General features: G+C 73.1%; 24 protein-coding genes. 13 read left to right on the top strand and 11 right to left on the bottom strand.

Annotated features, from left to right (window positions below):
* The coding region (locus ACFWGZ_RS24255; protein WP_382453856.1) for a HAMP domain-containing protein at positions 1–1,465 on the bottom strand (1,465 nt) is incomplete at its 3' end.
* 204 nt (positions 1,466–1,669) lie between these two features.
* On the bottom strand, positions 1,670–2,278 hold the full coding sequence (locus ACFWGZ_RS24250) for a flavodoxin family protein (RefSeq protein WP_382453855.1): 609 nt from the start codon (positions 2,276–2,278) through the stop codon (positions 1,670–1,672).
* Between the two features lie 245 nt (positions 2,279–2,523).
* Here ACFWGZ_RS24250 and ACFWGZ_RS24245 point away from each other — a divergent pair, with 245 nt between their 5' ends.
* Positions 2,524–3,774 (top strand): GAF domain-containing protein, encoded by a 1,251-nt coding sequence (locus tag ACFWGZ_RS24245; protein ID WP_382453854.1) that lies wholly within the window; start codon positions 2,524–2,526, stop codon positions 3,772–3,774.
* Between the two features lie 182 nt (positions 3,775–3,956).
* The gene (locus ACFWGZ_RS24240) at positions 3,957–6,287 is read left to right on the top strand and encodes an ATP-binding protein (protein WP_382453853.1); all 2,331 of its coding nucleotides are present in this window, start codon (positions 3,957–3,959) and stop codon (positions 6,285–6,287) included.
* On the opposite strand, the gene ACFWGZ_RS24235 is transcribed toward ACFWGZ_RS24240, so the two are convergent.
* On the bottom strand, positions 6,284–7,183 hold the full coding sequence (locus ACFWGZ_RS24235; protein ID WP_382453852.1) for an SMP-30/gluconolactonase/LRE family protein: 900 nt from the start codon (positions 7,181–7,183) through the stop codon (positions 6,284–6,286). The genes ACFWGZ_RS24240 and ACFWGZ_RS24235 overlap by 4 nt on opposite strands.
* 325 nt (positions 7,184–7,508) lie before the next feature.
* A complete protein-coding gene (locus tag ACFWGZ_RS24230) occupies positions 7,509–7,772 on the bottom strand; it encodes a hypothetical protein (protein ID WP_382453851.1) in 264 nt (87 codons plus the stop codon).
* A gap of 266 nt (positions 7,773–8,038) precedes the next feature.
* Between ACFWGZ_RS24230 and ACFWGZ_RS24225 the strand changes: the two genes are divergently transcribed.
* Positions 8,039–10,135: a putative bifunctional diguanylate cyclase/phosphodiesterase gene (locus ACFWGZ_RS24225; RefSeq protein WP_382453850.1), complete on the top strand. Its 2,097-nt coding sequence runs from the start codon at positions 8,039–8,041 to the stop codon at positions 10,133–10,135.
* Between the two features lie 21 nt (positions 10,136–10,156).
* Here the strand turns inward: ACFWGZ_RS24225 and ACFWGZ_RS24220 are convergent, their stop codons facing one another.
* Together ACFWGZ_RS24220 and ACFWGZ_RS24215 are read right to left on the bottom strand one after the other, a co-directional pair.
* Complete coding sequence (locus ACFWGZ_RS24220) at positions 10,157–11,377, bottom strand: FAD-dependent oxidoreductase (protein ID WP_382453849.1); 1,221 nt, start codon at positions 11,375–11,377, stop codon at positions 10,157–10,159.
* Positions 11,374–11,817, bottom strand: coding sequence for a nitroreductase/quinone reductase family protein (locus ACFWGZ_RS24215; RefSeq protein WP_382453848.1), 444 nt, complete (start codon positions 11,815–11,817; stop codon positions 11,374–11,376). The genes ACFWGZ_RS24220 and ACFWGZ_RS24215 overlap by 4 nt, the downstream gene beginning before the upstream one ends.
* A gap of 45 nt (positions 11,818–11,862) precedes the next feature.
* Here ACFWGZ_RS24215 and ACFWGZ_RS24210 point away from each other — a divergent pair, with 45 nt between their 5' ends.
* Together ACFWGZ_RS24210 and ACFWGZ_RS24205 are read left to right on the top strand one after the other, a co-directional pair.
* Positions 11,863–12,321 carry a MarR family winged helix-turn-helix transcriptional regulator gene (locus ACFWGZ_RS24210; protein WP_382453847.1) on the top strand — a complete coding sequence of 153 codons (459 nt, stop codon included), beginning with the start codon at positions 11,863–11,865 and terminating at the stop codon, positions 12,319–12,321.
* 21 nt (positions 12,322–12,342) lie between these two features.
* Positions 12,343–12,879 (top strand): hypothetical protein, encoded by a 537-nt coding sequence (locus ACFWGZ_RS24205; RefSeq protein ID WP_382453846.1) that lies wholly within the window; start codon positions 12,343–12,345, stop codon positions 12,877–12,879.
* Between the two features lie 45 nt (positions 12,880–12,924).
* Here ACFWGZ_RS24205 and ACFWGZ_RS24200 read toward each other — a convergent pair whose 3' ends face one another.
* A complete protein-coding gene (locus ACFWGZ_RS24200; RefSeq protein WP_382453845.1) occupies positions 12,925–13,497 on the bottom strand; it encodes a TetR/AcrR family transcriptional regulator in 573 nt (190 codons plus the stop codon).
* A gap of 63 nt (positions 13,498–13,560) precedes the next feature.
* Here ACFWGZ_RS24200 and ACFWGZ_RS24195 point away from each other — a divergent pair, with 63 nt between their 5' ends.
* Positions 13,561–14,727 (top strand): epoxide hydrolase family protein, encoded by a 1,167-nt coding sequence (locus tag ACFWGZ_RS24195; protein WP_382453844.1) that lies wholly within the window; start codon positions 13,561–13,563, stop codon positions 14,725–14,727.
* Between the two features lie 183 nt (positions 14,728–14,910).
* Here ACFWGZ_RS24195 and ACFWGZ_RS24190 read toward each other — a convergent pair whose 3' ends face one another.
* Entirely contained in the window at positions 14,911–15,246 is a 336-nt protein-coding gene (locus ACFWGZ_RS24190; protein ID WP_382453843.1) for a hypothetical protein, read from the bottom strand.
* 92 nt (positions 15,247–15,338) lie between these two features.
* Positions 15,339–15,659 carry a hypothetical protein gene (locus ACFWGZ_RS24185; RefSeq protein WP_382453842.1) on the bottom strand — a complete coding sequence of 107 codons (321 nt, stop codon included), beginning with the start codon at positions 15,657–15,659 and terminating at the stop codon, positions 15,339–15,341.
* 263 nt (positions 15,660–15,922) lie between these two features.
* Here ACFWGZ_RS24185 and ACFWGZ_RS24180 point away from each other — a divergent pair, with 263 nt between their 5' ends.
* The 4 genes from ACFWGZ_RS24180 (at position 15,923) to ACFWGZ_RS24165 (ending at position 18,947) form a co-directional block, all read left to right on the top strand.
* Complete coding sequence (locus ACFWGZ_RS24180) at positions 15,923–16,879, top strand: helix-turn-helix domain-containing protein (protein WP_382453841.1); 957 nt, start codon at positions 15,923–15,925, stop codon at positions 16,877–16,879.
* A 139-nt stretch (positions 16,880–17,018) separates the two neighbouring features.
* Entirely contained in the window at positions 17,019–17,696 is a 678-nt protein-coding gene (locus tag ACFWGZ_RS24175; protein ID WP_382453840.1) for a hypothetical protein, read from the top strand.
* Complete coding sequence (locus ACFWGZ_RS24170; protein WP_382453839.1) at positions 17,693–18,142, top strand: hypothetical protein; 450 nt, start codon at positions 17,693–17,695, stop codon at positions 18,140–18,142. Before ACFWGZ_RS24175 ends, ACFWGZ_RS24170 begins: the two co-directional genes overlap by 4 nt.
* Position 18,143: 1 nt before the next feature.
* Positions 18,144–18,947 (top strand): hypothetical protein, encoded by an 804-nt coding sequence (locus ACFWGZ_RS24165; RefSeq protein ID WP_382453838.1) that lies wholly within the window; start codon positions 18,144–18,146, stop codon positions 18,945–18,947.
* 2 nt (positions 18,948–18,949) lie between these two features.
* Here ACFWGZ_RS24165 and ACFWGZ_RS24160 read toward each other — a convergent pair whose 3' ends face one another.
* On the bottom strand, positions 18,950–19,555 hold the full coding sequence (locus ACFWGZ_RS24160; protein ID WP_382453857.1) for a TetR/AcrR family transcriptional regulator: 606 nt from the start codon (positions 19,553–19,555) through the stop codon (positions 18,950–18,952).
* Positions 19,556–19,642: 87 nt separating this feature from the next.
* Between ACFWGZ_RS24160 and ACFWGZ_RS24155 the strand changes: the two genes are divergently transcribed.
* A complete protein-coding gene (locus ACFWGZ_RS24155) occupies positions 19,643–20,560 on the top strand; it encodes a zinc-binding dehydrogenase (protein WP_382453837.1) in 918 nt (305 codons plus the stop codon).
* Positions 20,561–20,566: 6 nt separating this feature from the next.
* Here the strand turns inward: ACFWGZ_RS24155 and ACFWGZ_RS24150 are convergent, their stop codons facing one another.
* Positions 20,567–21,148 carry a TetR/AcrR family transcriptional regulator gene (locus tag ACFWGZ_RS24150; protein ID WP_382453836.1) on the bottom strand — a complete coding sequence of 194 codons (582 nt, stop codon included), beginning with the start codon at positions 21,146–21,148 and terminating at the stop codon, positions 20,567–20,569.
* A 69-nt stretch (positions 21,149–21,217) separates the two neighbouring features.
* Between ACFWGZ_RS24150 and ACFWGZ_RS24145 the strand changes: the two genes are divergently transcribed.
* Positions 21,218–22,066, top strand: coding sequence for a class I SAM-dependent methyltransferase (locus ACFWGZ_RS24145; RefSeq protein ID WP_382453835.1), 849 nt, complete (start codon positions 21,218–21,220; stop codon positions 22,064–22,066).
* 2 nt (positions 22,067–22,068) lie between these two features.
* A complete protein-coding gene (locus tag ACFWGZ_RS24140; RefSeq protein ID WP_382453834.1) occupies positions 22,069–23,163 on the top strand; it encodes a zinc-binding dehydrogenase in 1,095 nt (364 codons plus the stop codon).
* The last annotated feature ends 17 nt before the right edge of the window (positions 23,164–23,180 follow it).

Raw genomic sequence — 23,180 nt, 5'->3', positions numbered from 1 at the left:
GGTTGCGGACCTGGTTGGTCAGGTTGTTCGCCATGAAGTTGACGTTGTCGGTCAGGTCCTTCCACGTGCCCGCCACGTTCGGCACGCGCGCTTGGCCGCCGAGCATGCCCTCGGTGCCGACCTCGCGGGCCACGCGGGTGACCTCGTCGGCGAACGCGGACAGCGTGTCGACCATCGTGTTGATGACGCCCGCGAGCGCCGCGACCTCGCCCTTGGCCTCGACGGTGATCTTCTGCGACAGGTCGCCGCGGGCGACCGCCGTGGCGACCTGCGCGATCGACCGCACCTGGTTGGTGAGGTTGGAGGCCATGACGTTCACGTTGTCCGTCAAGTGCTTCCACGTGCCGGAGACGCCGCGCACGGTCGCCTGGCCGCCCAGGTTGCCCTCGGTGCCGACCTCCCGCGACACGCGCGTGACCTCGTCGGCGAAGCCGGACAGCTGGTCGACCATCGTGTTGATGGTCTCCTTGAGCTCCAGGATCTCGCCGCGCGCGTCGACCCGGATCTTCTGGCTCAGGTCGCCCCGCGCCACCGCCGTCGTCACCTGCGCGATCGACCGCACCTGCGCGGTCAGGTTGTCCGCCATGACGTTGACGGACTCGGTGAGGTCCTTCCACGTGCCGGACACGCCCTTGACATCGGCCTGGCCGCCCAGGCGCCCGTCGGTGCCGACCTCGCGGGAGACGCGGGTGACCTCGTCGGCGAACGAGCTGAGCTGGTCGACCATCGTGTTGATGGTGTTCTTCAGTTCGAGGATCTCGCCGCGGGCGGTCACGGTGATCTTCTGGCTCAGGTCGCCGCGCGCGACGGCGGTGGTGACCTGGGCGATGTTGCGGACCTGGTCGGTCAGGTTGCCCGCCATGAAGTTCACGGAGTTCGTGAGGTCGAGCCACACCCCGCCGACGCCGGGCACCTCGGCCTGGCCGCCGAGCCGGCCCTCGCTGCCCACCTCGCGCGCGACGCGGGTGACCTCGTCGGCGAACGACGACAGCTGGTCGACCATCGTGTTCACGGTGTTCTTCAGCTCGAGGATCTCGCCGCGCGCGTCGACGTCGATCTTCTGGCTCAGGTCGCCCCGCGCGACCGCGGTGGCCACCTGGGCGATGTCGCGGACCTGGCTCGTCAGGTTGCCCGCCATGGCGTTCACCGAGTCGGTGAGGTCCTTCCAGGTGCCCGACACCCCCGGCACCTCGGCCTGGCCGCCCAGCCGCCCGTCCGTGCCGACCTCGCGCGCGACGCGGGTGACCTCGGAGGTGAACAGCGAGAGCTGGTCGACCATGCCGTTGAAGACCGTGGCGATCTCGCCGAGCAGCCCGTCGGAGTCGTCGGGCAGGCGGATGCCGAAGTCGCCGTCGCGCACCGCCGTGAGCCCCGCGAGCAGCTGCCGCAGCTCCGGCTGGCCCGCCGCTCTTCGCGCGGCGTCCTGACCGGCCACGGGTTCGGCCGGCGCACTCGTGCCACTCATGTCCAGGTCCTCCACTGCACGGCGGTTCCACGTGGAGGCGCACCTGTCTGCTCAAGCCACCTCGGCGAACCCGGAGGACATTACTGGACCGGGAAAGCGCTTCGAGCCGCCGCGTGATCGCGCCCGCCGGCGCCACCGAAAAGTCCACTGTGGACGGAAGGCGGGTGTCGCGCCCGCCTTCCGCCCCGGCGCGACGGGTTCCCGTCAGGACCCGGCCGGGTACTGCTCGGCGCGCAGCAGCCGGGCGAGGTGCGCCGCGTTGCGCGCCGCGGTGGCGTTGGTGGACTTCACCTCGTCGGGCGTCTCGTCGAGGTCGTTGTAGTCGACGGACCGCATCGCCTGGCCGTTCCAGTAGGTGCAGCCCTGGGCGGGGATGGAGAAGCCGGTGTCGTTGAGCGCCTGGAAGAGGTCGGCCACGATCTTGTGGGCGCCGTCCTCGTTGCCGACCACGGCCGCCAGCGCGACCTTGCCGACCATCGCGGGCCTGCCCTCGTCGTCGGTCTCCGACAGCGCGGCGTCGAGCCGCTCCAGCACGCGGTGCGCGACGCTCGACGCGTGTCCCATCCAGGTGGGGGTGGCGATGATCAGGATGTCGGCCTCGCCGATCGCCGCGCGCAGGGCGGGCCACTCGTCGCCGTCGCCCATGTCGGCCTCGACGCCGGGTTTCACGTCGTGGTCGACGACGCGGACCGTCTCGCCGGTGACGCCGTGCTTCTTCAGCTCGGCCAGCAGCTGGCCCGCGATGAGGTCGCTGCTCGACGGGGCGGGGGACGGCTTCAGGCTGCAGACGAGAGCCAGGGCGCGCAAGGACACGGTCGTTACCTCCAACGGTTGTGCGCGCCCGCCGCGGACGGGCACGGGAGCACCTGAGAGGGGCTCCCCGATTCGTGTGACGTCAAACCTCGGCGGTCCGGAGTCCTCCTCCCGGGCGGGTACTCTCTGCCGTACTCGCGGTGGGCGGGGACAGGAAGCGGCGTCCGAGGTCGAACAGCGAGCCGGTGACGCATGGCGAGAGGGCGGCCATGGGCGCGCACGGGCGAACAGCGGGAACATCGCACGTGGCAGGTGCCGTCGCCGCCGAGGAGGACCTGCGGGCCCTGTTCGGGCAGTCCGCCGCCGTCTTCGCCACCTTCTCCGGGCCGGACCACGTCCTGGAGCGCGCCAACCCCGCGTTCTTCGCCGCCATCGGCGCCGACCCGGCGCACACCGGCCGCGCGGCGGCGGACGTGCTGCCCGGCGGCCACGACCAGGACTTCCCCCGCCTGCTCGACCACGTCCGCCGCACCGGCGAGGCCCGCACCGGCCGCGACGTGCGGGTCGTGCTGGGCACGGGCCCGGACGCGCGGGAGGCGTTCTTCGACCTCACCTGCGAGCCGCGCCGCGACGCCGCCGGCGACGTGGTCGGGGTGCGCCTGATCGGCGTGGAGACCACGCAGGTCAAGCACTCCCAGCGGCTCATGGCCGAGCACCGCGTGCTGCTGGAGCAGATCGCCCGCCAGGCACCGCTCGCCGAGGTCCTCGACGGGATGGCCCGCTGCATCGAGGACCTGGTGCCGCAGGAGCTGCTGGTCTCCGTCCTGCTCGCCGACGCCGACGGCCGGCACCTGCGCCACGGCGCCGCCCCCAGCCTGCCCGCCTTCTACAACGAGGCCATCGACGGCATCGCCACCGGCGAGGGCGTGGGCTCCTGCGGCACGGCGGCGCACCGGCGGGAACCGGTCATCGTCACCGACATCGCGACCGACCCGTTCTGGGACGACTTCCGCGACCTGGCCGTGCGGGCCGGGCTCGGCGCCTGCTGGTCCACGCCGATCCTCGCGCGCGACGGCGGCCTGCTCGGCACCTTCGCCATGTACCACCGGGTTCCGCGGGTCCCGCAGGAGATCGACCTCGCGATCATCCGGGTGTTCGCGGGCACCGCGGCGCTGGCGATCGAACGACACCAGAACGAGCTGGCGCGGCAGGCGGCGGAGGCGCGGGCCGAGGCCGCGCGCGAGGAGCTGGCCGAGACGGCGCGTGCGGAACGGGAGCTGCGCGCCGAGGCCGAGCGCCGGGCGGACGCCGCCGCGGAGCTGGCCGCGCAGATGCGCACCGCCGCGGCCGTGCAGGCGCAGGCCCCGCGCCCGGACCGCTGCCAGCTCGGCGGCCGCAGGGGGTGCGCCGCGGCGGCGGAGCTCAAGGTCGCCGACTCGTGGGGTGACGCGGCGTGGGGGTGTTCGGTCCACGTGGAGGAAGTGCTCATCCACGTGCCGTCGGTCTTCATCGCCGGCGAGGAGCTCGGCGGCCTGTCCGCGTACCTGAACCGCTGACGGCCTCCGGTCCTGTCCGCACTGTCTGAAGTAGACGGTTCCGTGCCCGCGCGTCGGCGCGGACGGCCGCGCTAGGATCTCCGGCGGGTTGAGAAGGCAGCCGTTCGATCTCGACGGCTGCGAACCCGCCCGGTCCCCTCCGCGCACGGTTCCGCCGCGGCAGCGGAAGGTGGGCGACGACCATGAGCCTCTTCACGGGCGATGACGCGACCAGTGCCGTCCACCGCGACCGGGACTGGGCGGCGACGGCGCTCGGCCCGGTCGAGTCGTGGTCCGCGCAGCTGCGGGCGGCGGTGCGCACGGTGATGCCGTCGCAGATCCCGATGCTGCTGTGGTGGGGCCCGGACCTGGTGCAGGTCTTCAACGACGCGTACACGCCGGTGCTCGGCGACAAGTTCCCGGCCGCGGTCGGGCAGCCCGCCACCGAGTGCTGGGCGGAGGTGTGGGACGAGCTCGCCCCGCTGGCGGAGCGGGCGCTGTCCGGCGTCTCGACGTACTCGCAGGAGCTGATGCTGCTCCTGCGCCGCCACGGCTACCTGGAGGAGACGTACTGGACGTTCTCCTACAGCCCGGTGGTGGACGAGGACGGCGCCGTCGCCGGCATCTTCGTGGCCACGACGGACGTCACGGCCGCGGTGCTGAGCGAGCGGCGGCTGGAGTCGTTGCGGGGCCTGGGAACGGTGACGATCGCCGAGGCGGACACGGCGGCCGACGTGTGCCGCGCCGCGGTGGAGGTGCTGGGCGGCAACCGGGCCGACCTGCCCGCGGTCTGCGCGTTGCTGCGCGACTCCGCCGGCCGCCGCCGGCAGGTCGCGGGCAACGGCGAGGTCGACGTGCCGGACGAGGTCGTGCAGCTCGCGGTGAAGTCCGGTGAGACCCGGTACCTGGACCACGCGGTGGTGGCACCGCTGCCGGAGGGCGGGGTGCTGGTGCTCGGCCTGAGCCCGCGGCGCGCCTTCGACGAGCTCTACGCCACCTACGTGGACCTGGTCGTCGCGAAGGTCGCCGCCGTCGTGGGCGACGTGAACGCCTACGCCGCCGAACGCGCCCGCGCGCAGGCGCTGGCCGAGCTGGACGACGCCAAGAACCGGCTCTTCCAGAACATCAGCCACGAGTTCCGCACGCCGCTGACGCTGCTGCTGGCGCCCCTCGGTGAGGTGCTCGACGACGAGGCGGTGCCGCGGGAACGCCGGGCGACGCTCGCCGCCGCCCACCGCGCGGCGTTGCGGCTCGAACGCCTCGTGGACACCCTCCTCGACGTGGCGAGGGCCCAGTCCGGCCGGCTCGACGCCCGGCCGGAGCCGACCGACCTCGGCAAGCTGACCGCGGAGTGCGTCAGCATGTTCCGCGCCGCCGCGCAGACCGCCGGCCTGGACCTGGTCGTCGGCACCGACCCGGTCCTGGCCGCCGCCGACCAGGAGATGTGGGCGAGGATCGTGCTGAACCTCGTGTCCAACGCGGTCAAGTTCACCGACGCCGGCACGGTGACCGTCACCCTCGCCCGCGCGGGCGAGAAGGTGGTGCTGACCGTCGCCGACACGGGAGTGGGCATCGCCCCCGGCGAGCAGGACCGCGTCTTCGACCGCTTCCACCAGGTCGGCGGCGTCACCGGCCGCAGCCGCGAGGGTGCGGGCATCGGCCTGTCCCTGGTCGCCGACCTGGCCGCGGCGATGGGCGGCGGCGTCGCGCTCACCAGCGAGCCGGGCGAGGGCAGCACGTTCACCGTCACCGTCCCGTTCGTCCCCGCGGACGTGCCCACCCCGACCGGTGACCGGGTCGCGCGCTTCGGCGCGGCGTTCGTCGCGGAGGCCCGGCAGTGGGAACCGGCGACCCCGCGGACCGCCGGCAGCCCGCCCGCCGGTGACGAACGGCGGATCGTGCTGGTCGAGGACAACGCGGACATGCGCGACTACCTCGTCCGGCTGCTCACCGGCCAGGGCTGGGCGGTCGACGCGGCGGCGGAGGCCGAGACGGCGCTGGACCGCATCCGGGCCACCCGCCCGGACCTGGTGCTCACCGACGTGATGCTGCCCGGCCGCGACGGCTTGGCGCTGCTGCGCGACCTGCGCGCGGACCCGGCGCTCGCCCGCCTGCCGGTGGTCCTGCTGACCGCCCGCGCGGGCGCGGAGTCCGCGGTCGACGGACTCGTGCACGGCGCCGACGACTACGTCGTGAAACCGTTCCACCCCAGCGAACTGGTGGCCCGCGTCCGCGTCCACCTGGAGCTGTCGCGGTTCCGGGAGTCGCTGCTCGCGCAGGGCGAGCAGCAGACCGAGTCGCTGCGCACGGCCGTGGCCACCCGCGGCGAGATCGGCCGGGCCGTGGGCGTGCTGATGGTGACCCGGCGCTGGGACGCCGAGACCGCGTTCCAGCACCTGGTCGGGCTGTCGCAGCACAGCAACACCAAGCTGCGCCACGTCGCGGAGGCGGTGCTGGCCGAGTTCGACGCGAGCCTGGAGGACCAGGGCACGTCCGGTGACTCTCCTCGAACGGACCCGCGGGACGGGCCCTAGAACCGCGGGCCGGAGAAGTTCATCCGCAGCGTGTAGACCGAGCTCGACGCCGTGATGAACAGGTCGTTGCGCCGCGGCCCGCCGAAGGTCAGGTTCGAGCACACCTCGGGCAGGGCCAGCTTGCCGATCCGCGTGCCGTCCGGCGCGAAGCAGTGCAGGCCGTCGTGCGCCGCGGCCCACAGCCGCCCGGCCGCGTCGACCCGCAGGCCGTCGAACCCGCCCGAGTCGCTGCTCGCGAACACCTCACCGCCGGACAGCGCGCCGCCGTCGCCGACCCGGAACACCCTGATGTGGCTGGGGTCCTGGCGGGTGTCGGCGATGTAGAGCAGCGACTCGTCGAGGGAGAACGCGAGGCCGTTGGGGCGGCTGAAGTCGTCGGCCACGATCGTGACGGAGCCGTCGGCGGGGTCGGCGCGGTAGACGTGGCACGCGCCGATCTCGCTCTCGGCCTGGTGGCCCTCGTAGTCGCTGTCGATGCCGTAGCTCGGGTCGGTGAACCAGATCGCGCCGTCCGAGGACTCGACGACGTCGTTGGGGCTGTTGAACCTCTTGCCGCGGTAGGTATCGGCGAGCACGGTGGTCGAGCCGTCGTGCTCGGTGCGGGTCACCCGCCGGTTGCCCTGCTCGCAGCTGACGAGCCTGCCCCGGCGGTCGACCGTGTGCCCGTTGTGGAACCCGGCGGGCTCCTTCATGACCCCGACGACGCCGGTGAGCTCGTCCCAGCGCAGCAGGCGGTCGTTCGGGATGTCGCTGAACACCAGGTAGCGGCCCGCGGGGAAGTAGGCGGGCCCCTCCGTCCACCGGCAGCCGGTGTGCAGCCGCTGGATCCACTCGTCGCCGTTGACCCCGGCGAACCGGTCGTCCAGCACGACGAACTCCGCCTTGACCTTGTCCACGCCACCACCCCCGGTGCTCTGCCCGACCGCCGGTGGTGATCGTCGCGCGGCGGACCCGGTGCGGACAACCGCGGATGCCGGCGACTGGGACGCCGGGGCCGGGACGACGCCGGGGGAGTAGTTCGCCGGGCGCGTCGGCGACACCTGCGGCGGGGACGAGAACTGCGGCGTCCTGCCGCACCGCGACGGCGCGCTGGAGGCGTACCTGTTCCGCGTCGGCTGCTCCGAGTGGAACGTCCGCACCGCCCTGCTGGTGCTCGCCGCCGCCGGGTGAGCCCACCCGGCGGCAGTCCTGTGTGGACGGCGCCTGTGCGGACGGGGATCGTCACATCCGGTCGAGCAGGCCCGCCACCTCCGCCGGGTGGGCGGCGGGCCCGGCCGACTCCGCGCCGTTGCTCCAGCCGAGGTCCTCGTGCCAGCGCAGCACCGGGCCGCGCCCGGTGACGACCTGGCCGCGCAGGGGCCGGGCCGGCGAGAGCTCCAGGACCACCTGGGCCACGTCGAGGCCCTGCCGGGCGAGCCGGTCGACGACCTCGTCGAAGTACCGGGTGAGGGCGATCGGGGTCCTGGTCGTGCCGGTGTGGTGCACCGCGTGCCTCCTTCGGGCTGCTGGAACGCCACCACCTTCCGCCGGGCGGAGCAGTCGTTCCCAGAGCCCGAGGTCCCGTTCGCGCAGGGACCGGTGGGCCCGGCGGGGACGGCCGCGGTCCCGGTACCCGAACGGCGGTTGTACGGTGACCCATTTTCCGCACATAGTGCATTTTTCGTTGAGCTGGACAGCCGACTCACCTCGAACCCCTGGGGGCATCAGGCGTGGCACGTTCGCACCGTTCCAGTGCCGCGGGGACGTGGCTGGTGGACGAGTCGGCAGGCCGTGCTCCCCGTGACCCGCTGCGCGCGGTTCGATTGCTCACCAATGCTTTCGCGTTGCTCGGCGGCGTGGCGCTGACCGGGAACCTCGTGGTCGCCGGGGTCGGTCCGGCCCGGTTCGCCCTCGCCGCGGCGGCCGCGCTGCTGGTGGCGTCGTGGTGGGTGTGGCCCCGGCACGACGGCTGGGCGGTCGCGCTCGTCGAAGGCGTCGTCACGGCGAGTGCCGCGGCGATCCTCCCCGTCGCGCAGCCGGTGCTCGCGTACCTGTTCGGCACGACGACCCGGCGCGCGTTGCACAGCGGGCCGTGGCGGTACCCGGTGAAGTCGCTGCCGAGCCTCGCCGGCTACCTGGGAGGGCTCTCCGTGTCGCTGTCCCGCGCCGGCGGCGTCGACCGCGACGTGGTGATGGCCGCGGTGATGCCCCTGCTGGGACTGGTGATCGGGACGTTCGCGCTGCACGAGACCGTGCGCGCCGTCCGGTCGCAGCAGGCCGCCCGCCGCACCGTGGACGCCCTGCTGCAGGCGACGCCCGTGGGACTCGCCCTCCTCGACGAGGAGGGCACGCCGCAGCTGCACAACCAGCGCGCCCGCGAGCTGCTCGGCTGGGACGATCCCGGGGCGGGCTCCGTGCCCTGCCCGCACGGCGGCGAGATCACCCGGTGCCGCGACGGGTGCGCGTCCGCGGAGGGGCCGGTCGAGGTGGAACCGCGCGACGGCCTGGTGCTCGCCCTGCACACCGGGCCGGTGGAGCAGGAGGACGGGCCCGGCCACACCGTCGTGGCGGCGGTCGACGTGAGCAAGCGCCGGCTGTGGGAGGAGGCGCTGCGCGACCGGGCCGAGCGCGACGAGCTGACCGGGCTGACCAGCCGCGCGCACTTCCTGCACCTGGTGCGGGAGGCGGTGGACCGCGGTCCGGCCGTCGGGCTGCTCGTCGTCGACCTGGACAGGTTCAAGGACGTCAACGACGCCGACGGGCACGAGGCGGGCGACCGGTACCTCAAGGCCGTGGCGGTGCGGCTGCGGTCCGCGCTGACCGTGGACGCGATCGCGGGACGGCTCGGCGGCGACGAGTTCGCCGTGCTCGCACCCGGTTTCGACGTCCGCGACACCGTGCGGCTCGCGAAGTCCGTGCTGCGCAGGCTCACCGAGGAACCGGAGCCGTTCGGGGCGAGCATCGGCGTCGCGGTCGCGCAGGCCGGGGCGGGCGCCGCGGATCTGCTGCACGATGCCGACACCGCGATGTACGTGGCGAAACGCGAGGGCGGCAACCGCTTCCGCCTGTTCGAGCGGGAGATGGGGGAGCAGGCGCTCGCGCGGCAGCGCGACAAGGCCGACCTGCGCACCGCCATCGAGGAGGGCCAGCTCGTCGTGCACTACCAGCCGATCGTCGACCTCGCGACGGGCGCGGTGACGAGCGCGGAGGCGCTGGTGCGGTGGCAACGTCCCGGCGTCGGGCTGCTGAGCCCCGACGCGTTCATCGGCCTGGCCGAGGAGACCGGGCTCATCGTGCCGCTCGGTGAGAAGGTGCTCGAGGCCGCGTGCCGCCAGGCCGTGCGCTGGCACGCCGAGGGGCGCCTGCTGGGCGTCACGGTGAACGCCTCCACCCGCGAGCTGTCGAGCCCCGGCTTCCTGCCGCGGCTGGAACGCGTGCTCGCGAAGACCGGGCTCGACCCCGGCAAGCTGACCGTCGAGGTCACGGAGAGCGTCTGGGCCGACGAACCGGCGATGCGCAGCCTCGTGGCCGTGCGGGACGCCGGGGTCCGCGTGGCGCTGGACGACTTCGGCACCGGCTACTCGTCGCTGAGCTACCTGCAGCGCTACCCGTTCGACGTCGTGAAGATCGACCGCACCTTCACCAGGGCGCTGGGCCGCAACGGCCGCACCGAGGGCGTGATCCGGTGCATCATCGCGCTCGCCGACGTCCTGGGGGCGCGGACGGTGGCCGAGGGCATCGAGACCCCGGAGCAGGCGGACTGGCTGCGCGACGCGGGGTGCACCTACGCGCAGGGGTACCTGTTCGGCAAGCCCGCCGACGCCGACAGCTGGAACACCCAGCCGTCGGCCGCGTCCCCGGGCAGCTGACATCCCTGCGGCCGGCTGACGTCACCGAGCGGCTGATGTGTGCGGCAGCAGCTTGGGCGGTCGCGGGCCGTAGGCGTTGGACGAGGCCAGGACCCGCCGCACACCCGGCAGCGCCGTCACGTACCGCAGCAGCGCGGGAGGCGAGATCGGCTTCCCCCTTGCGCGGGACCGGGCGACGCGCTGCTCGGTGCGGACCTGCTGGGCCTGCACCCGTTCGATCGAGGGCTCGCGTTCGGCCTGGACCGCGGCCAGCACCTCGCCGGGCACGGCCGACCCGGCGCGCAGCGCGGGCACGAGGTGGTTCGCGGCGGCGACGGCGTCCTGAACGGCCATGAGGATGCCGTTCCCGCCGACCGGCGAGATGACGTGGGCGGCGTCGCCGATCAGCAGCAGGCCCGGCCGCCACCACCGCTCGACGCGGGAGATGTCCACCGACAGCAGGGTGGTCTGGGAGAAGTCCTCCAGCAGGTGCACCCGGTCGGCGAGCCACGGCACCTGCTCGGCCACGAACCGGCGGATCGGCTCGACCCCGGCGTCGCGCGCGGCCGGGTAGCCGCCCTTGGGCAGGGTGTAGCCGACCTGCCACCCGGCGGTGCCGGTGAGCAGGCCGACGTAGTGGTCGCGGCCGAAGAACAGGTCGACGTCGGCGTCCGGCGGGTCGGTGTCGTGCTGGGGCAGGCGGAACCACAGCAGGTCCGTGGTCGCGCCGAGCGAGCGCGCCTGCATCCCCGCGATCTTGCGCAGCCGGGAGAAGCGGCCGTCGGACCCGACGACCAGCGCGGCGGGCAGGTCGTGGTGGCCGGTGTCGTCGCGGTAGCGGACCCCGCTCACCGCACCGTCCTCCGCAATGAGCAGGTCTGTGACGGTGCAGCCGGTCAGGACGCGGCATCCCGGCAGCGCCGCCACCTGCTCGGCCAGGAAGCCGAGGAACCTCGCCTGCGGCATGAGCGCCACGTAGTTGAACGGCGAGCTCAGCTTGCCGTAGTCCGCCGCGGTGATCGTCGCGCCCGGCACGTGGAAGCGGAAATAGCGGGCCCTGTGGTGCGGCAGCGCGAGCAGCGGCTCGGCGAGACCCAGTTCGTCGAGCAGTTCGAGCGTGTACGGGTGCAGCGAGTCGCCGCGGAAGTCGCGGTCGAAGTCGCGGTGCTTCTCCAGCAGCGTCACCGGGATGCCCGCCCGCCCCAGCAGGAGCGCGAGCACCATCCCGCCGGGCCCGCCGCCGGCGATCACGCAGCCGGTCACGAGCCACCGTCCAGGCGGAACACCGCCATGGTGTCCAGGTGGCGCTCGATCTCGGCGGTGGACGCGCCCGGTGGCACGGGGAAGGCCTTCAACGCCCACGGCGCCGTGACCGCCGCCAGGTAGACCGACACCACGCGCGCGGCCTCCTCGCCCCCGATCCCGACGGCCTGCCGCGTCTGCTGCTCACCCCCGGCCAGCAGCGTGCAGCCCGCGTGCGCGCGGAGGTTGCGCACCCAGTCGCGCCGCCGGTCGGGGCAGACGAGGTACTGGCGGCCGCCGACCTGGGTGAGGCCGAGCGGCGTGCGGTGCGCCTCGCCCGAGACACGTCCGCGCGTTTCCACGACTCGCAACGCGTAGCCGTCGTCGGAGACGGGCTGCGCGGGGTTCCCGATGATCTGCGTGATCATCTGCGCGTTGAGCTCGCTAGAACTTCTAGTCACTCCTCGACCATACGACCAACTAGAAAATCTAGCTACTATGACGTCGTGGACCACGACCGGACGCGTGAGGTCGGCCTGGCGGTGCGGCGGGTGCTGCAGGCGGGCCGGGAGATGCAGGCCGCGATGGCCCGCCGGCTCGGCGTCCGCATCACCGACGTGCAGGCCGTCGACCACGTGGTCTCCGCCGAGGCCCCGATCGGCCCGGTCGAGCTCGGCGACCGCCTCGGCATCCGCTCGGCGTCCGCGACGGTCCTGGTCGACCGCCTGGTCGGCGCCGGCCACCTCACCCGCGCGCGCGACCCGCAGGACGGGCGCCGGGTCGTGCTCGGCGCCACCGACCACGCGCGGGACGAGGTGCGGCAGGCGCTCACCCCGTTGCTGCACGACGTCGCCGCGATCTCCGGGCGCCTCGACGACGACCAGGTGGCGACGGTGCTCGGGTTCCTCGCCGAGCTGACCGACGCGCTGCGCGACTACGCGGCCGAGGACGATCCCGCGAACTGAGCCACCGGTAGCGTGTCGGCCGTGGCGCAGGTCTTCATCCAACCCTCGTACGGCACACCCGCGGCGCGCAGGCACTGGGCGGACTCGCTGGCCCGCGCGGTCCCGTTCCGCGGGATGGGCCTGGGACCCGGGGACCTGGACCGCCTGAACGCCGCGCACCCGAGCGGCCGCGCGCGGTTCTGGGGCGCCACGGACAAGCACGACCGGCGCATGGACGGCGTCGGCGCCGGCGACGTCGCGCTGCTCACCGGGCGCAGGCACGTGCTGGCCATCGGCGAGGTCGGGCACTCGTTCCGCGACCCGGCCTTCGCCCGCCGCCTGTGGCGGCCGGACCCGGCGAAGTGCCTGTGGAGCAACGTCTACAGCTTCCGCCGGTACTGGCCGGTGCACCTGCCGTACGAGGAGATCTGGGCGCTGCCGGGGTTCTCGGCCGGCGACAACTTCATGGGGCTGCGCTTCCTCGCGCCCGAGAAGGCCGCCGTGGTGCTGGCGCACACGGCCGCGGACCGCCGTGCCGTGCCCGCGGCCGACGACGAGTTCTGCCCCGCCGGGGTCTGACGCGGCCGCACCGTCCTCTTCGGACTGTTGTGGGCCCGGCAGTGCCTACGGCGCCTCGATCAGGCGCACCAGCGTCTGCTCGGCGAACTCCTCGCGGGCGTCCGCGGCCGGCGGGACGCCGTCGAACACGAGCTGGTTCATCGTCCAGGCGAACGCCACCTCCAGCGCCCGTTCGACCCGCCGCTCGTCGAGGCTCGTGCCGCGCCCGGCCGCGTTCCGGGTGAGCGCGGCGGCGTTCTCCCGGCAGGACGAGTCGAACAGGCGGCGCATCTGCTCGCGCAGCGCCTCGTCGCGGCGGGCGGGGTTCAGCAGCTCGACCAGCGCGATGCCGTGCGTGCCGACGAGCGTGTCGGCCATCGAGCCCAGGCAGACCAGCAGGTCGCCGGTGAGGCTGCCCGCGTCGGCGGTCGTCGACGGCGCGCAGTCGGCCGCCCGGCGCAGGGCTCCCGCCACCAGGTCCGCCTTGCCGCCGGGCCAGTACCGGTAGAGCGTCGTCTTCGAGGTCTGGGCGCGCGCGACGACGGCGTCGGTGGTCAGCGCCTCGTACCCGATCTCCGCGATCAGCTCGGTCACCACGGCCAGGATCTGGTCCTGGCGTGCTCCTCCACGGGCTTGCACATGTGTACTGTACCGTACTGATAAGTGTACGGACTCGTACTCATCTGACCCGTGAGGGATCCCATGGACAGCATTCGCCCCTTCACCCTCGACGTTCCCGAGGAGCAGCTCGACGACCTGCGTCGGCGTCTCGCCGCCACCCGGTGGCCTGCCGGCGGTCCGCGCACCGACTCGGGCCAGGGACCGTCCGCGGACCGGATCCGGGCGCTCGCCGAGCACTGGCGGACGCGGCACGACTGGCGCGCGGCGGAGCGGTTGCTGAACGGCTGGGGCCTGCACCGCACCCGGATCGACGGCCTGGACGTCGACTTCGCGCACGTCCGCTCGCCCCACGAGGACGCGTTCCCGCTCGTGCTCACCCACGGCTGGCCGGGGTCGATCCTCGAGTTCCGGCACGTGGTCGGCCCGCTGACCGACCCGACGGTGCACGGCGGGCACGCGCGCGACGCCTTCCACGTGGTGCTGCCCGTGCTGCCGGGGTTCGCGTTCTCGGCCGCCCCGGCGGAACCCGGCTGGGGCATCGGGCGGACCGCGGCGGCGTGGGAGACCCTGATGGCGCGCCTGGGGTACGCGCGGTGGGGCGCGCAGGGCGGCGACTTCGGCAGCGCGGTCACCGAGGAGCTCGCCCGGCGCGGGGCCGCGGGGCTCGCCGGCATCCACCTGAACATGCTGACGTTCGCGCCCACCCCGCAGGAGGTGGCGGAAGCGGACGAGGCCGAACAAGCCGCCCTCGACGCCGCCGCGCACTACCAGCGCCACCAGTCCGCCTACGCGGCCCTGCAGAGCACCCAGCCCCGGACGATCGGCTACTCCCTGGCCGACTCGCCGGCGGGCCTCGCCGCGTGGATCCACGCGATCTTCCAGGACCAGGGCGGCACTCCGGGCGACGCGGAGGCGAGCTTCGACACCGACGAGCTGCTGGACAACCTCTCGCTGTACTGGCTGCCGGGCTCGGCACCGGCCGCCGCCCGGTTCTACCAGGAGTGGGCCCGCGAGGGGTGGCGCCCGCCGTTCACGCCGGACGCCCCGCTCGCCCTGCCGACCGGCGTGACGATGACGCCGTTCGACGCCATGCGCAAGTCCCGCCGCTGGACCGAGAAGCGCTTCACCGGGCTCGTCCACTTCGGACAGGCGCCCGGCGGTGGCCACTTCGCGGCCTGGGAGCAGCCGGAGCAGTTCGTGCACGACGTGCGGGCCACGTTCGCCGGACTGCGCAGGGGCGGCCGGTAGCCGGACGGGGGGCTCGTCGCCGATCCACTTCGGCACTGCCGGCCGTGCTGCCAGGTCGACGCGCGAACCTGGCAGCGCGGGGTGCGGCGCCTCGAACCGCAACGCCGGCGACGACACCAGCGCGATGCCGACGTCACGAGATGATCGGCCGCGCGACGTGGGACCCGGCGACGGCTGCTCGGCTCACGTGCAGAAGCTCCCCTGCCCCTGGACCTCCATGCACCTGCGGTAGTCCACGAACCGGGCGCCGCTGAAGACGAACGATGCGACTCCGCGGCGCAAGGTGAACCAGCCGTTGTCGTACACCTTGGAGTTGTCGAGTTTCCAGATCAGGTAGAAGCGTGCCGTGATCTGGCCTCCACCGGTCTTGTCGTACATGATGTCCGTCGACTGACCGCCGTCGACGCCGCGTGCGCACAGGTGACCGTTGCTCAGTTCGTTGCAGACGGCCCACCCGGGGTGCGCTTGGGCCGCAGCTGGAACCGTGACGGCACCGGCGGCGGAGATGACAGCCGTCAAGGTTGCGGCTACCAGTGATCTCCGGAACGATTTTCGCATTCTTTCACCCTGTTCTCGTGTTCGTCCCGGGCGTGGCCCGGAAACGGTTGTTGTCAGAGGCCGAATCCACGACGCTCGTAGTACTTCGCCACCGCTTCTTCGTAGCCGGGGCAGGTCGCGTGACTGGGCGTGCCGCTGCCCACCGCGTACCAGGCTCCGTACGACGGGAAGTCCGGCGACGCGTCGCACATGATCTTGACCCGGTACTGACCGGTGCCCGCGGTGCACTGGGCCCATGCCTGAGTGCGGTGCGCGCCCCAGTAGGAATTGCACTGGGAAGGGAGCGCCGAAGCTGATCCGGCGCTGAGGGTCATGACGCCTGACGTCATGAGAAGGGTCGCCGCGGCGGCGATCGTCGCTCGTATGGCTTTCATGGCGCCTCTCGATTCTTGTAGAAGTTCCAATCCGCTTTTTCGATTTGTTTCTCTCTGTCCGTTCAAGGCTCCGGCATGGACGGCGCATCCGTGCGTGATCGCGTGTTGCGCAGCCTGGACCGCTCCTCGTCCGGCTCGCGTCGTCCATCTCAGCTTCGAGCCAAAAGGACGTTTTGTCGTTAGCTGCGCGCGTACAGTAATGCGCACTCAGTGCAACAAAAAGTCTTGCCGCCCTGGAATGCGGCAAGGGGGCCGGGGGAGTCATGATCACTGTTTTCGACAGCGCAACGGTCGCCTCGGCGGAGCGCGTCAGTGCCTGGCAGGAGACCACCGCCTCCTCGCTCATTCCGACAGTGATCAGCAGTCCGGAACCCGAGGCGTTCACCGCCGAACTCCGTGCCGCGCCGCTCGGCGACGCGCAGGTCGCGTCGATGGCGTACACGTCGCTGACGTCGAAGCGGTCGCAGAGGGAGATCCGTCGATCCGACCCGGAGTACTACCAGGTCGCACTCACCCGAGCCGGTCAGCAGGGGCTGGAGCAGAACGGCGCCAGTGCTCTGCTCCGCCGGGGGGACCTCGTCGTCTACGACAGCTCCCGGCCGTTCGAGGCCGTGGTCACCAGTGAAGGCGCGGTCGATGTCGCACAGTTGCAGTTCCCCAGGAGGATGCTGCCCCTGCCCGTTGATCAGGTCGCCGGTCTTTGTGCTGTTCCGCTGTCCGGAACCGAAGGCATCGGCGGTGTCCTCGCCGCCTTCCTCTGCTCACTGGCCGATGGTCACGCCCGCTACACCGAACGCGACGCGCTGCGCCTGGAGGCCGTCGCGGTGGACTTGACCACCGCGGTGCTCGCCCACCACCTGGAGCGCAAGCACCCGCCACTGCGCTCCTATTCGCACGTTCTCCACCTGCGCATCACCACGTTCGTCGAGGAGCACCTGCACTGCGCGGAGTTGCGTCCCGCCACGATCGCCGCCGCTCATCAGATCTCCACGCGCTACCTGCATCGCATCTTCCAGCAGCACCACCCCGTCGGCGTCGCCGCTCACGTCCGCACCCGTCGCCTGGAGCGAGCCCGCCGAGACCTGGCCGACGCCCGCCTCCGGCACCTCTCCATCGGCGAGATCGCCCTGCGCTGGGGCTTCTCCCGACCCGCCGACTTCAGCCGCGCCTTCCAACGCCACGCGGGCGTCTCGCCTCGTGAGTACCGCAACGCCAGGTGACCGAGCAGTTCGCGGACTCGGCGTGTCAGCCAGACCGATAGCGCGAATTCTGTCCTTTGTGGAATGACGAGCTGGCGTAACAATTGCCCGGAATTCGGCGACACAGAGGCGTGCAGATGTCCTCCAGCGAGAGATGCCGATGCCGCTTCCCCTGATCGCCGTGGGCGTGGCCGCGCTGGTGAGCGCGGTGGGCGCCGCCGGCGCCGCCACCCGCCGGTATTTCCGCCAGCCGCTCGGCGTCATGGTCGTCGGCCAGAGCCTCACCGGCAAGACCACGCTGCTCAACCACTGGCGCGGCGAGTGGGAGGACGACCCGCTGAGGACCCTGCGCTCGGTCAGGATCGCCGAGTTCGAGGTGCCGACCAAGGACAAGGTCCTCGGCATCGAGCGCTACCTCGTCTTCCAGAACGTCAAGGACGTCTCCGGCCTCGACGAGGCGATGCGCGGGTTCCTGGACGAGGTGAAGGCGGCGGCCGCCGTCGTCTACCTCGTCAACGCCGTCCACCTGCACGAGGAGGAGGCGCGGCCGGCCGAGCAGCCGCACGCCGCCGAGTGGGTGCGCGTCCTGGACGACGCCGGCCGGATCAAGCGGCACTGCGAGAAGGCCGGGAAGGTCGTCATCGGGGTGACGCACACCGACCTCGACCCGCGGTTCGCGGCGCTCGGCCCGGCGGCGTACCTGGCCGCGGTCACCGAGCAGCTCGCCGCCGTGCTGTCGAAGACCGGAGCCGGCCGCACCTCCGTGGTGGCGGGCAGCCTGCTGACGCGGGACAGCGCGGCCGAGTTCGCGGAGGCCGTCGTGGAGACCCTGCTGTGACCTCGCTGCTGCTCGTCTACCTCGAGTACGAGAACGGGGATCCGCCGTTCGCCTGGCGGGCCGGCGAGCAGCGCCGGGACCACCGGAAGGTGCACGAGGTGCTGTCCGCGTTCGGCAGGCGCAAGGCGCAGGCGCACCGGCAGTTCGGGCACGCCGTCCGCTTCCGGGACGGGCTCATGCTGGAGACGTCCTGGCGGCTGCGGCACGTGAGCGGCGTGCGTCAAGGTGCGGTCGTGGTGGTCCGGGACTTCCCCGAGGACGACAGCTGGGCCGACGAGATGGCCGGGCAGATCGCCGCGGTCCTGCGCCGGGCGTCGGCCGAGTGCGATCCCGCGGCTCTGGGCGACGCGCTGAGGTGGGGACGAGCGGCGACCGACCGCCGGTTGTTCCCCTCGATCGGCCGGCGGACATCGGCGGGCCGGGTCCGGCTCGGAGCAGGAGGCTGACTTGTACGTCCCCGAGCGGCTGGCCGACCGGGTGGTGGTCGTCGCGCGCGACGACTACGTCCAGGTGGCCGACGACGAACCGGAACTCGTCGCGAACAGCCAGGTGACCCTCGTCCCCGTGCCGCTGCTCGGCGGGTGGACCCGGTTCGCGGAGCTGCACGGACTCGAGCTCAGCGTCGGCGACGCCTTCGTCCGCGATCCCGACGACGCCCGCCGGTACGTCCCGGTGGCCGAGGCGCCGCACCGGGTGGCGCAGCGCAGGGTGCGGCTCCTGCGGGCGGTCTGCCAGCACCTGGGAGCGACGTCGCTGAGGCTCGAACAGGCCGAGGCGCGCTCCGCGAAGACCAGCTGGCGCAACGACCTCGCCGCGCGCATCGGCCTCCCGGGCAGCGAGGACCAGCGGGTGTCGGCCGACGCCGCGCAGGAGACCGGCGACCGGTCGAGCCTGAAGATCGAGGCGTCCGGCAGCTGGCGGGGAGGCCCGGCGGACGTCGAGTCGGCCAGGAAGGCGGTCGCCGCCCACGGAGGCGCGGTGGACCTCGACGTCCTCTCCCTGATCGACCAGCGCGCGAACTCCGGCAACCAGCTCACCTCCCACCACGTGACCATCGACTTCCGGCAGGAGATGACCAAGCACTTCAGCCTGATCGCCGACCTCGTGGTCGCCTTCGACGCGAAGATCGGCCGGACCGCTCTCACTCCCAGCCTGACGCTGCGCAACGTCTTCGACTGGGACCGCCACAGCGCCCAGCAGGGCCGGTTCACCCTCGAGGTGTCCTTCGACCCCGAACCCGGTCCGTCCTGACCTCAGGGAGCCGCGGTCACCACGAGTGACGTGGCCTGGCTGAGTGCCTTCACGTTGCGGCGCACCAGCTTGCGCAGTGCCGCGGGTGTGGGGGTCGCGGCGCCGAGCCACTCGGCGCGGGCGAGGCGCCACCCCGACACGGCGGCCTCCAGCGCGAGGTCGAGGACGTGGTCCGGGGTCTGCGCCAGCCGGGGGCGGAGGTGGGCGCGGAACTGGCCCGCGGTCCGCGCGCAGAGCTCCAGCCCCACCGCCTCGACGTGCGGGACCGCGTCGTGCAGGCGGGCACCCAGCACGAACCGGGCGTGCCACGCGTCGTCGAACAGCGTGGTGGCCTCCACCAGCGCCTCGCCGACGAGCTCGATGGCCGTGGCCGTGCGCCCGGAGCGTTCGAACAGGCCGACGGCCGCGGCGAACAGGTCCTCGTCCAGCGCGATGACGGCGTTCTCCTTGGCGGGGAAGAAGCGGAAGAACGTGCGGCGCGAGACGTCGGCCCGTTCGGCGATGGCGTCGACGGTCGTGGCGTCGAAACCGTTGTCCGTGCACAGCTGCAGGGTGGCGGCGACGATCGCGTCCCGCCGCTCCAGCTTCTTGCGCTCCCGCAGGCCCATCGCTTCCACCACCGCACCCTACCAAAACTGGCATTGCGTGTCTTATGGCACGTTGTGTCAGTTGACACGGTGTGCCACTTTGGAGGCATGAGAGCAATCGTGGTCGACGACAGCGCACCAGGGCGAGTGAGGCTCGCCGACGTCCCCGAACCCGTGGCGGCGCCGCACGAGGCGCTGGTCCGCGTCAGTGCCGTGTCGGTGAACCCCGGCGACCTGGGCGAGATCGACAGGGCGCCCGCCGGGCTGGTGGTGGGCTGGGAGGCCGCCGGTGTCGTGGAACGGGAGGCGGCCGACGGCAGCGGCCCCGCGCGGGGCACGAGGGTGACGACCTTCTCGGCCTCCGGCGGGTGGGCCGAGCTGCGGGCCGCCCCGACCGAGTGGCTCGCGCCCGTGCCGGACGGGGTGGAGCTGACGGACGCGGCCACCCTCCCGGTCTCGGCGGGCTCGGCGCTGCGGGCGGTGCGCGAGGTCGGGCCGGTCCTCGGCCGGCGGCTGCTCGTCACCGGTGCCACCGGTGCGGTGGGCGCGCACGCCGTGCAGCTCGGCGCGCTGGCGGGCGCCGAGGTCGTGGCGGTCACGAGAGACCCGGGTCAGGCCGGCCGGTTGCGGCGGCTGGGCGCGACCGAGGTGGTCGACCGGCCGTCGGCGGCGACGTCCCGGGTGGACGGCGTGATCGACAACGTGGGCGGGGACGTGCTCGTCGACGCCTTCGGGATGTTGCACGACAACGGGGTGCTGGTGAGCGTCGGCAGGGCTGCCCGCCGCGACGCGGTGCTGGGGCCCGATCTCCTGCTGGGCGAGTGGGGCCGGACGCGGCGCGACATCCGCACGTTCCTGCTCCTGCACGCCGACCGGCGGCTCGACCGCGACCTCGCCGTGCTGGCGGGCTGGGTCGCGGACGGCCGGCTGCGCACGTCGGTCGGCCGCGTCGAGGACCTGGCGGGCGGGGTGGAGCTGATCGCCGTTCGCGAGTGGACCGGCAAGCTCGTCCTGCGCGTCTCCTGACCGGCGCTACCGGAGCACGCCGGCGAGCACCGCCGCCACGACGCCGCGCACCGCCTCCGGCGCCTCGGGGTCGTCCTTCCGCTCGGTGAACCGCAGGTGCGCGGCGCCGATCAGCGTGGGCGCGAGCGTGTCCACGTCGGCGTCGGGCGCGATCCGGCCGAGGTCGCGCTCGGCGGCCAGGTACCGCGCGACCACGGCGGTGACCTCGCCGACGAGCGGCAGCCGCGCGGTGCCCGCCGCGCGGAGCCGCCGGCGCAGCTCGTCGCGCGCGATGACGAGCACGATGATCGCGATCGCGACCGGGTCGAAGCCCGCGACCAGCGCGGTGGTCAGGTTGCCCACCACGGTGCCCGTGCCCGCGGCGCCGGGCAGGGGACTGGCCTCGGCCCGCGCGATGCGGTCCAGCACCAGTTCGGTGAGGAAGCCGTCGAAGTCGGTGAAGTACCGGTGCAGCACCCCCTTCGCGACCCCGGCCTCGGCGGTGACGGCCCGGCTGGTGAGCTCGCTGGCCCCGTCGCGGACCAGGACCCGGCCGGCGGCGTCGAACAGCTGCTGCCGCGGATCGTGCAGCGCCACGCCCGTGGGCACAGTGGGTCTCCCATCGCTTCGAGCGAACACCGGTGCCCTTAGTGGGCACTTGCCCACTAGGGTGGGCGCATGGTCACCATAACGCCCCCACCTGCACCGGAACCGCACCGGCACCGCCGCGTGGCGGAGTCGTTCGGCGTCGACCCCGAGCGGTACGACCGCAGCCGCGCCGGCTACCCGGACGCGGTGCTCGGCCGGGTCGTGGCCGCCGCTCCCGGACCGGACCTCCTCGACGTCGGCTGCGGCACCGGCATCGAGGCCCGCCAGTTCCGCGCCGCCGGCCGCACGGTCCTCGGCGTCGAACCCGACGAGCGGATGGCCGCCTTCGCGCGGGGGACCGGTCTCGAGGTCGAGGTCGCGACGTTCGAGGAGTGGGAGCCCGCCGGCCGGACGTTCGACGCGGTCGTGTCCGGCACGGCCTGGCACTGGGTCGACCCGGTCGCGGGCGCGGCCAAGGCGGCGCGGGTCCTGCGGCCGGGGGGTGTGCTGGCACCGTTCGGGCACGTCCACCAGCTCCCGCCCGCGGTGGCGGAGGCCCTTCTCACGGCGTACCGGCGGGTGGCGCCCGAGTCGCCGGTGTTCGCCGCCGGGCCGGACGTGCCCGTCCTCGACGCCTACCGGGCGCTCTACGACCGGGCCGCGGACGGCATCCGCGCGGCCGGCGGGTTCGGCGAGCCCGAGGTGTGGCGCCACGACTGGGAACGCGCTTACACGCGCGCCGAGCTGCTCGACCTCGTGCCGACCTCCGGCGGCCTCACCGTGCTGCCGCCGGACGCGCTGGCGGAGGTGCTGGCCGCCGTGGGCGCGGCGGTCGACGAGCTGGGCGGCTCGGTCACGGTGCCGTACGCGACCTGGGGCCTCACGGCGATCCGCACCGGCGCCGTCGATACTTCTCGCACGGCCCGACCGATGGAGTGACGATGACTTCCGCAGCTGTGATGCCCTCTCCCGGCGAACGGGTCGAGGTGCGCCCGTTCGAACGACCGCGCCTGGAGGAGGGCGACGTCCTGCTGAAGACGCTCGGCAGCGAGGTGTGCGGCACGGACGTCCACCTGGCCAAGGGCCAGCTCGCGGGCGTGCCGTACCCGATCATCCCCGGCCACGTGAGCGTCGGCGTGGTCGACGAGATCGGGCCCGGCGCGCCGGTGCTGGACGTGAACGGCGACCCGCTCGCGCCCGGCCAGGTCGTGACGTTCCTCGACGTGTACGGCAACTGCGGGCGCTGCTGGTTCTGCACGGTCGGGCACGCGACCACGCGGTGCCCGTCCCGCAAGGTCTACGGCGTCACGCTGTCCGCCGACGACGGCCTGCTCGGCGGCTGGGCGGAGCACATCCACCTGCGGCGCGGCGTGCACGTCATCCCGCTGCCGGACGCGCTGGAGTGGCGGGCCTTCCTCGCCGCCGGCTGCGGCATGCCGACCGCGCTGCACGCCGTGACCCTCGCCGAGGTCGGCTTCGGCGACACGGTCCTCGTGCAGGGCGCCGGCCCCGTCGGGCTGTCCGCCGCAGTGCTGGCCCAGCTGCGCGGCGCCGGGCAGGTGATCGTCGCCGGCGGCCCCGAGGTCCGCCTGGCCGCGGCGAGGCACTTCGGCGCCGACGTCGTCCTCGACATCGCCACCACCACGCCGGAGGAGCGGGTGCGGGCCGTCCGCGAGCTCACCGGCGGCAGGGGAGCCGACGTCACCATCGAGGCGACCGGCGTCCCGGCGGCCGTCCCGGAGGGCATGCGCCTCACCAGGGACGCCGGCCGGTACGTGGTGGTCGGCCAGTACACCAACGCGGGCGACGCCACGTTCAACCCGCACCTCGACCTCAACCAGAAGCACCTCGACGTCCGCGGGTGCTGGGGCAGCGACGTCGGGCACGTCTACCGCTCGGTGCAGGTGATGGCGAAGTACGCGAGCCGGTTCCCGTGGACCGACCTCATCAGCGGCGAGTACGACCTCGCCCACGCCCAGGACGCGCTGGACGACGTTGCGGCGCAACGGGTCGTGAAGGCGCTCATCGTCCCGTGAGGACGGCGGGCCGGGAC

Origin of the sequence: Lentzea sp. NPDC060358 (genome assembly GCF_042725365.1) — a bacterium.
Lineage (GTDB): Bacteria > Actinomycetota > Actinomycetes > Mycobacteriales > Pseudonocardiaceae > Lentzea.
Note: the sequence above shows the minus strand (reverse complement) of the source record. Positions and strands in the feature narration are given on the sequence as shown.

Coding starts and splice junctions, on each gene's coding strand:
- ACFWGZ_RS24155 (WP_382453837.1), top strand. CDS start 19,643: ATGAGAGCAATCGTGGTCGACGACAGCGCACCAGGGCGAGTGAGGCTC.
- ACFWGZ_RS24195 (WP_382453844.1), top strand. CDS start 13,561: ATGGACAGCATTCGCCCCTTCACCCTCGACGTTCCCGAGGAGCAGCTC.
- ACFWGZ_RS24140 (WP_382453834.1), top strand. CDS start 22,069: ATGACTTCCGCAGCTGTGATGCCCTCTCCCGGCGAACGGGTCGAGGTG.
- ACFWGZ_RS24160 (WP_382453857.1), bottom strand. CDS start 19,555: ATGGGCCTGCGGGAGCGCAAGAAGCTGGAGCGGCGGGACGCGATCGTC.
- ACFWGZ_RS24180 (WP_382453841.1), top strand. CDS start 15,923: ATGATCACTGTTTTCGACAGCGCAACGGTCGCCTCGGCGGAGCGCGTC.
- ACFWGZ_RS24240 (WP_382453853.1), top strand. CDS start 3,957: ATGAGCCTCTTCACGGGCGATGACGCGACCAGTGCCGTCCACCGCGAC.
- ACFWGZ_RS24145 (WP_382453835.1), top strand. CDS start 21,218: ATGGTCACCATAACGCCCCCACCTGCACCGGAACCGCACCGGCACCGC.
- ACFWGZ_RS24185 (WP_382453842.1), bottom strand. CDS start 15,659: ATGAAAGCCATACGAGCGACGATCGCCGCCGCGGCGACCCTTCTCATG.
- ACFWGZ_RS24175 (WP_382453840.1), top strand. CDS start 17,019: ATGCCGCTTCCCCTGATCGCCGTGGGCGTGGCCGCGCTGGTGAGCGCG.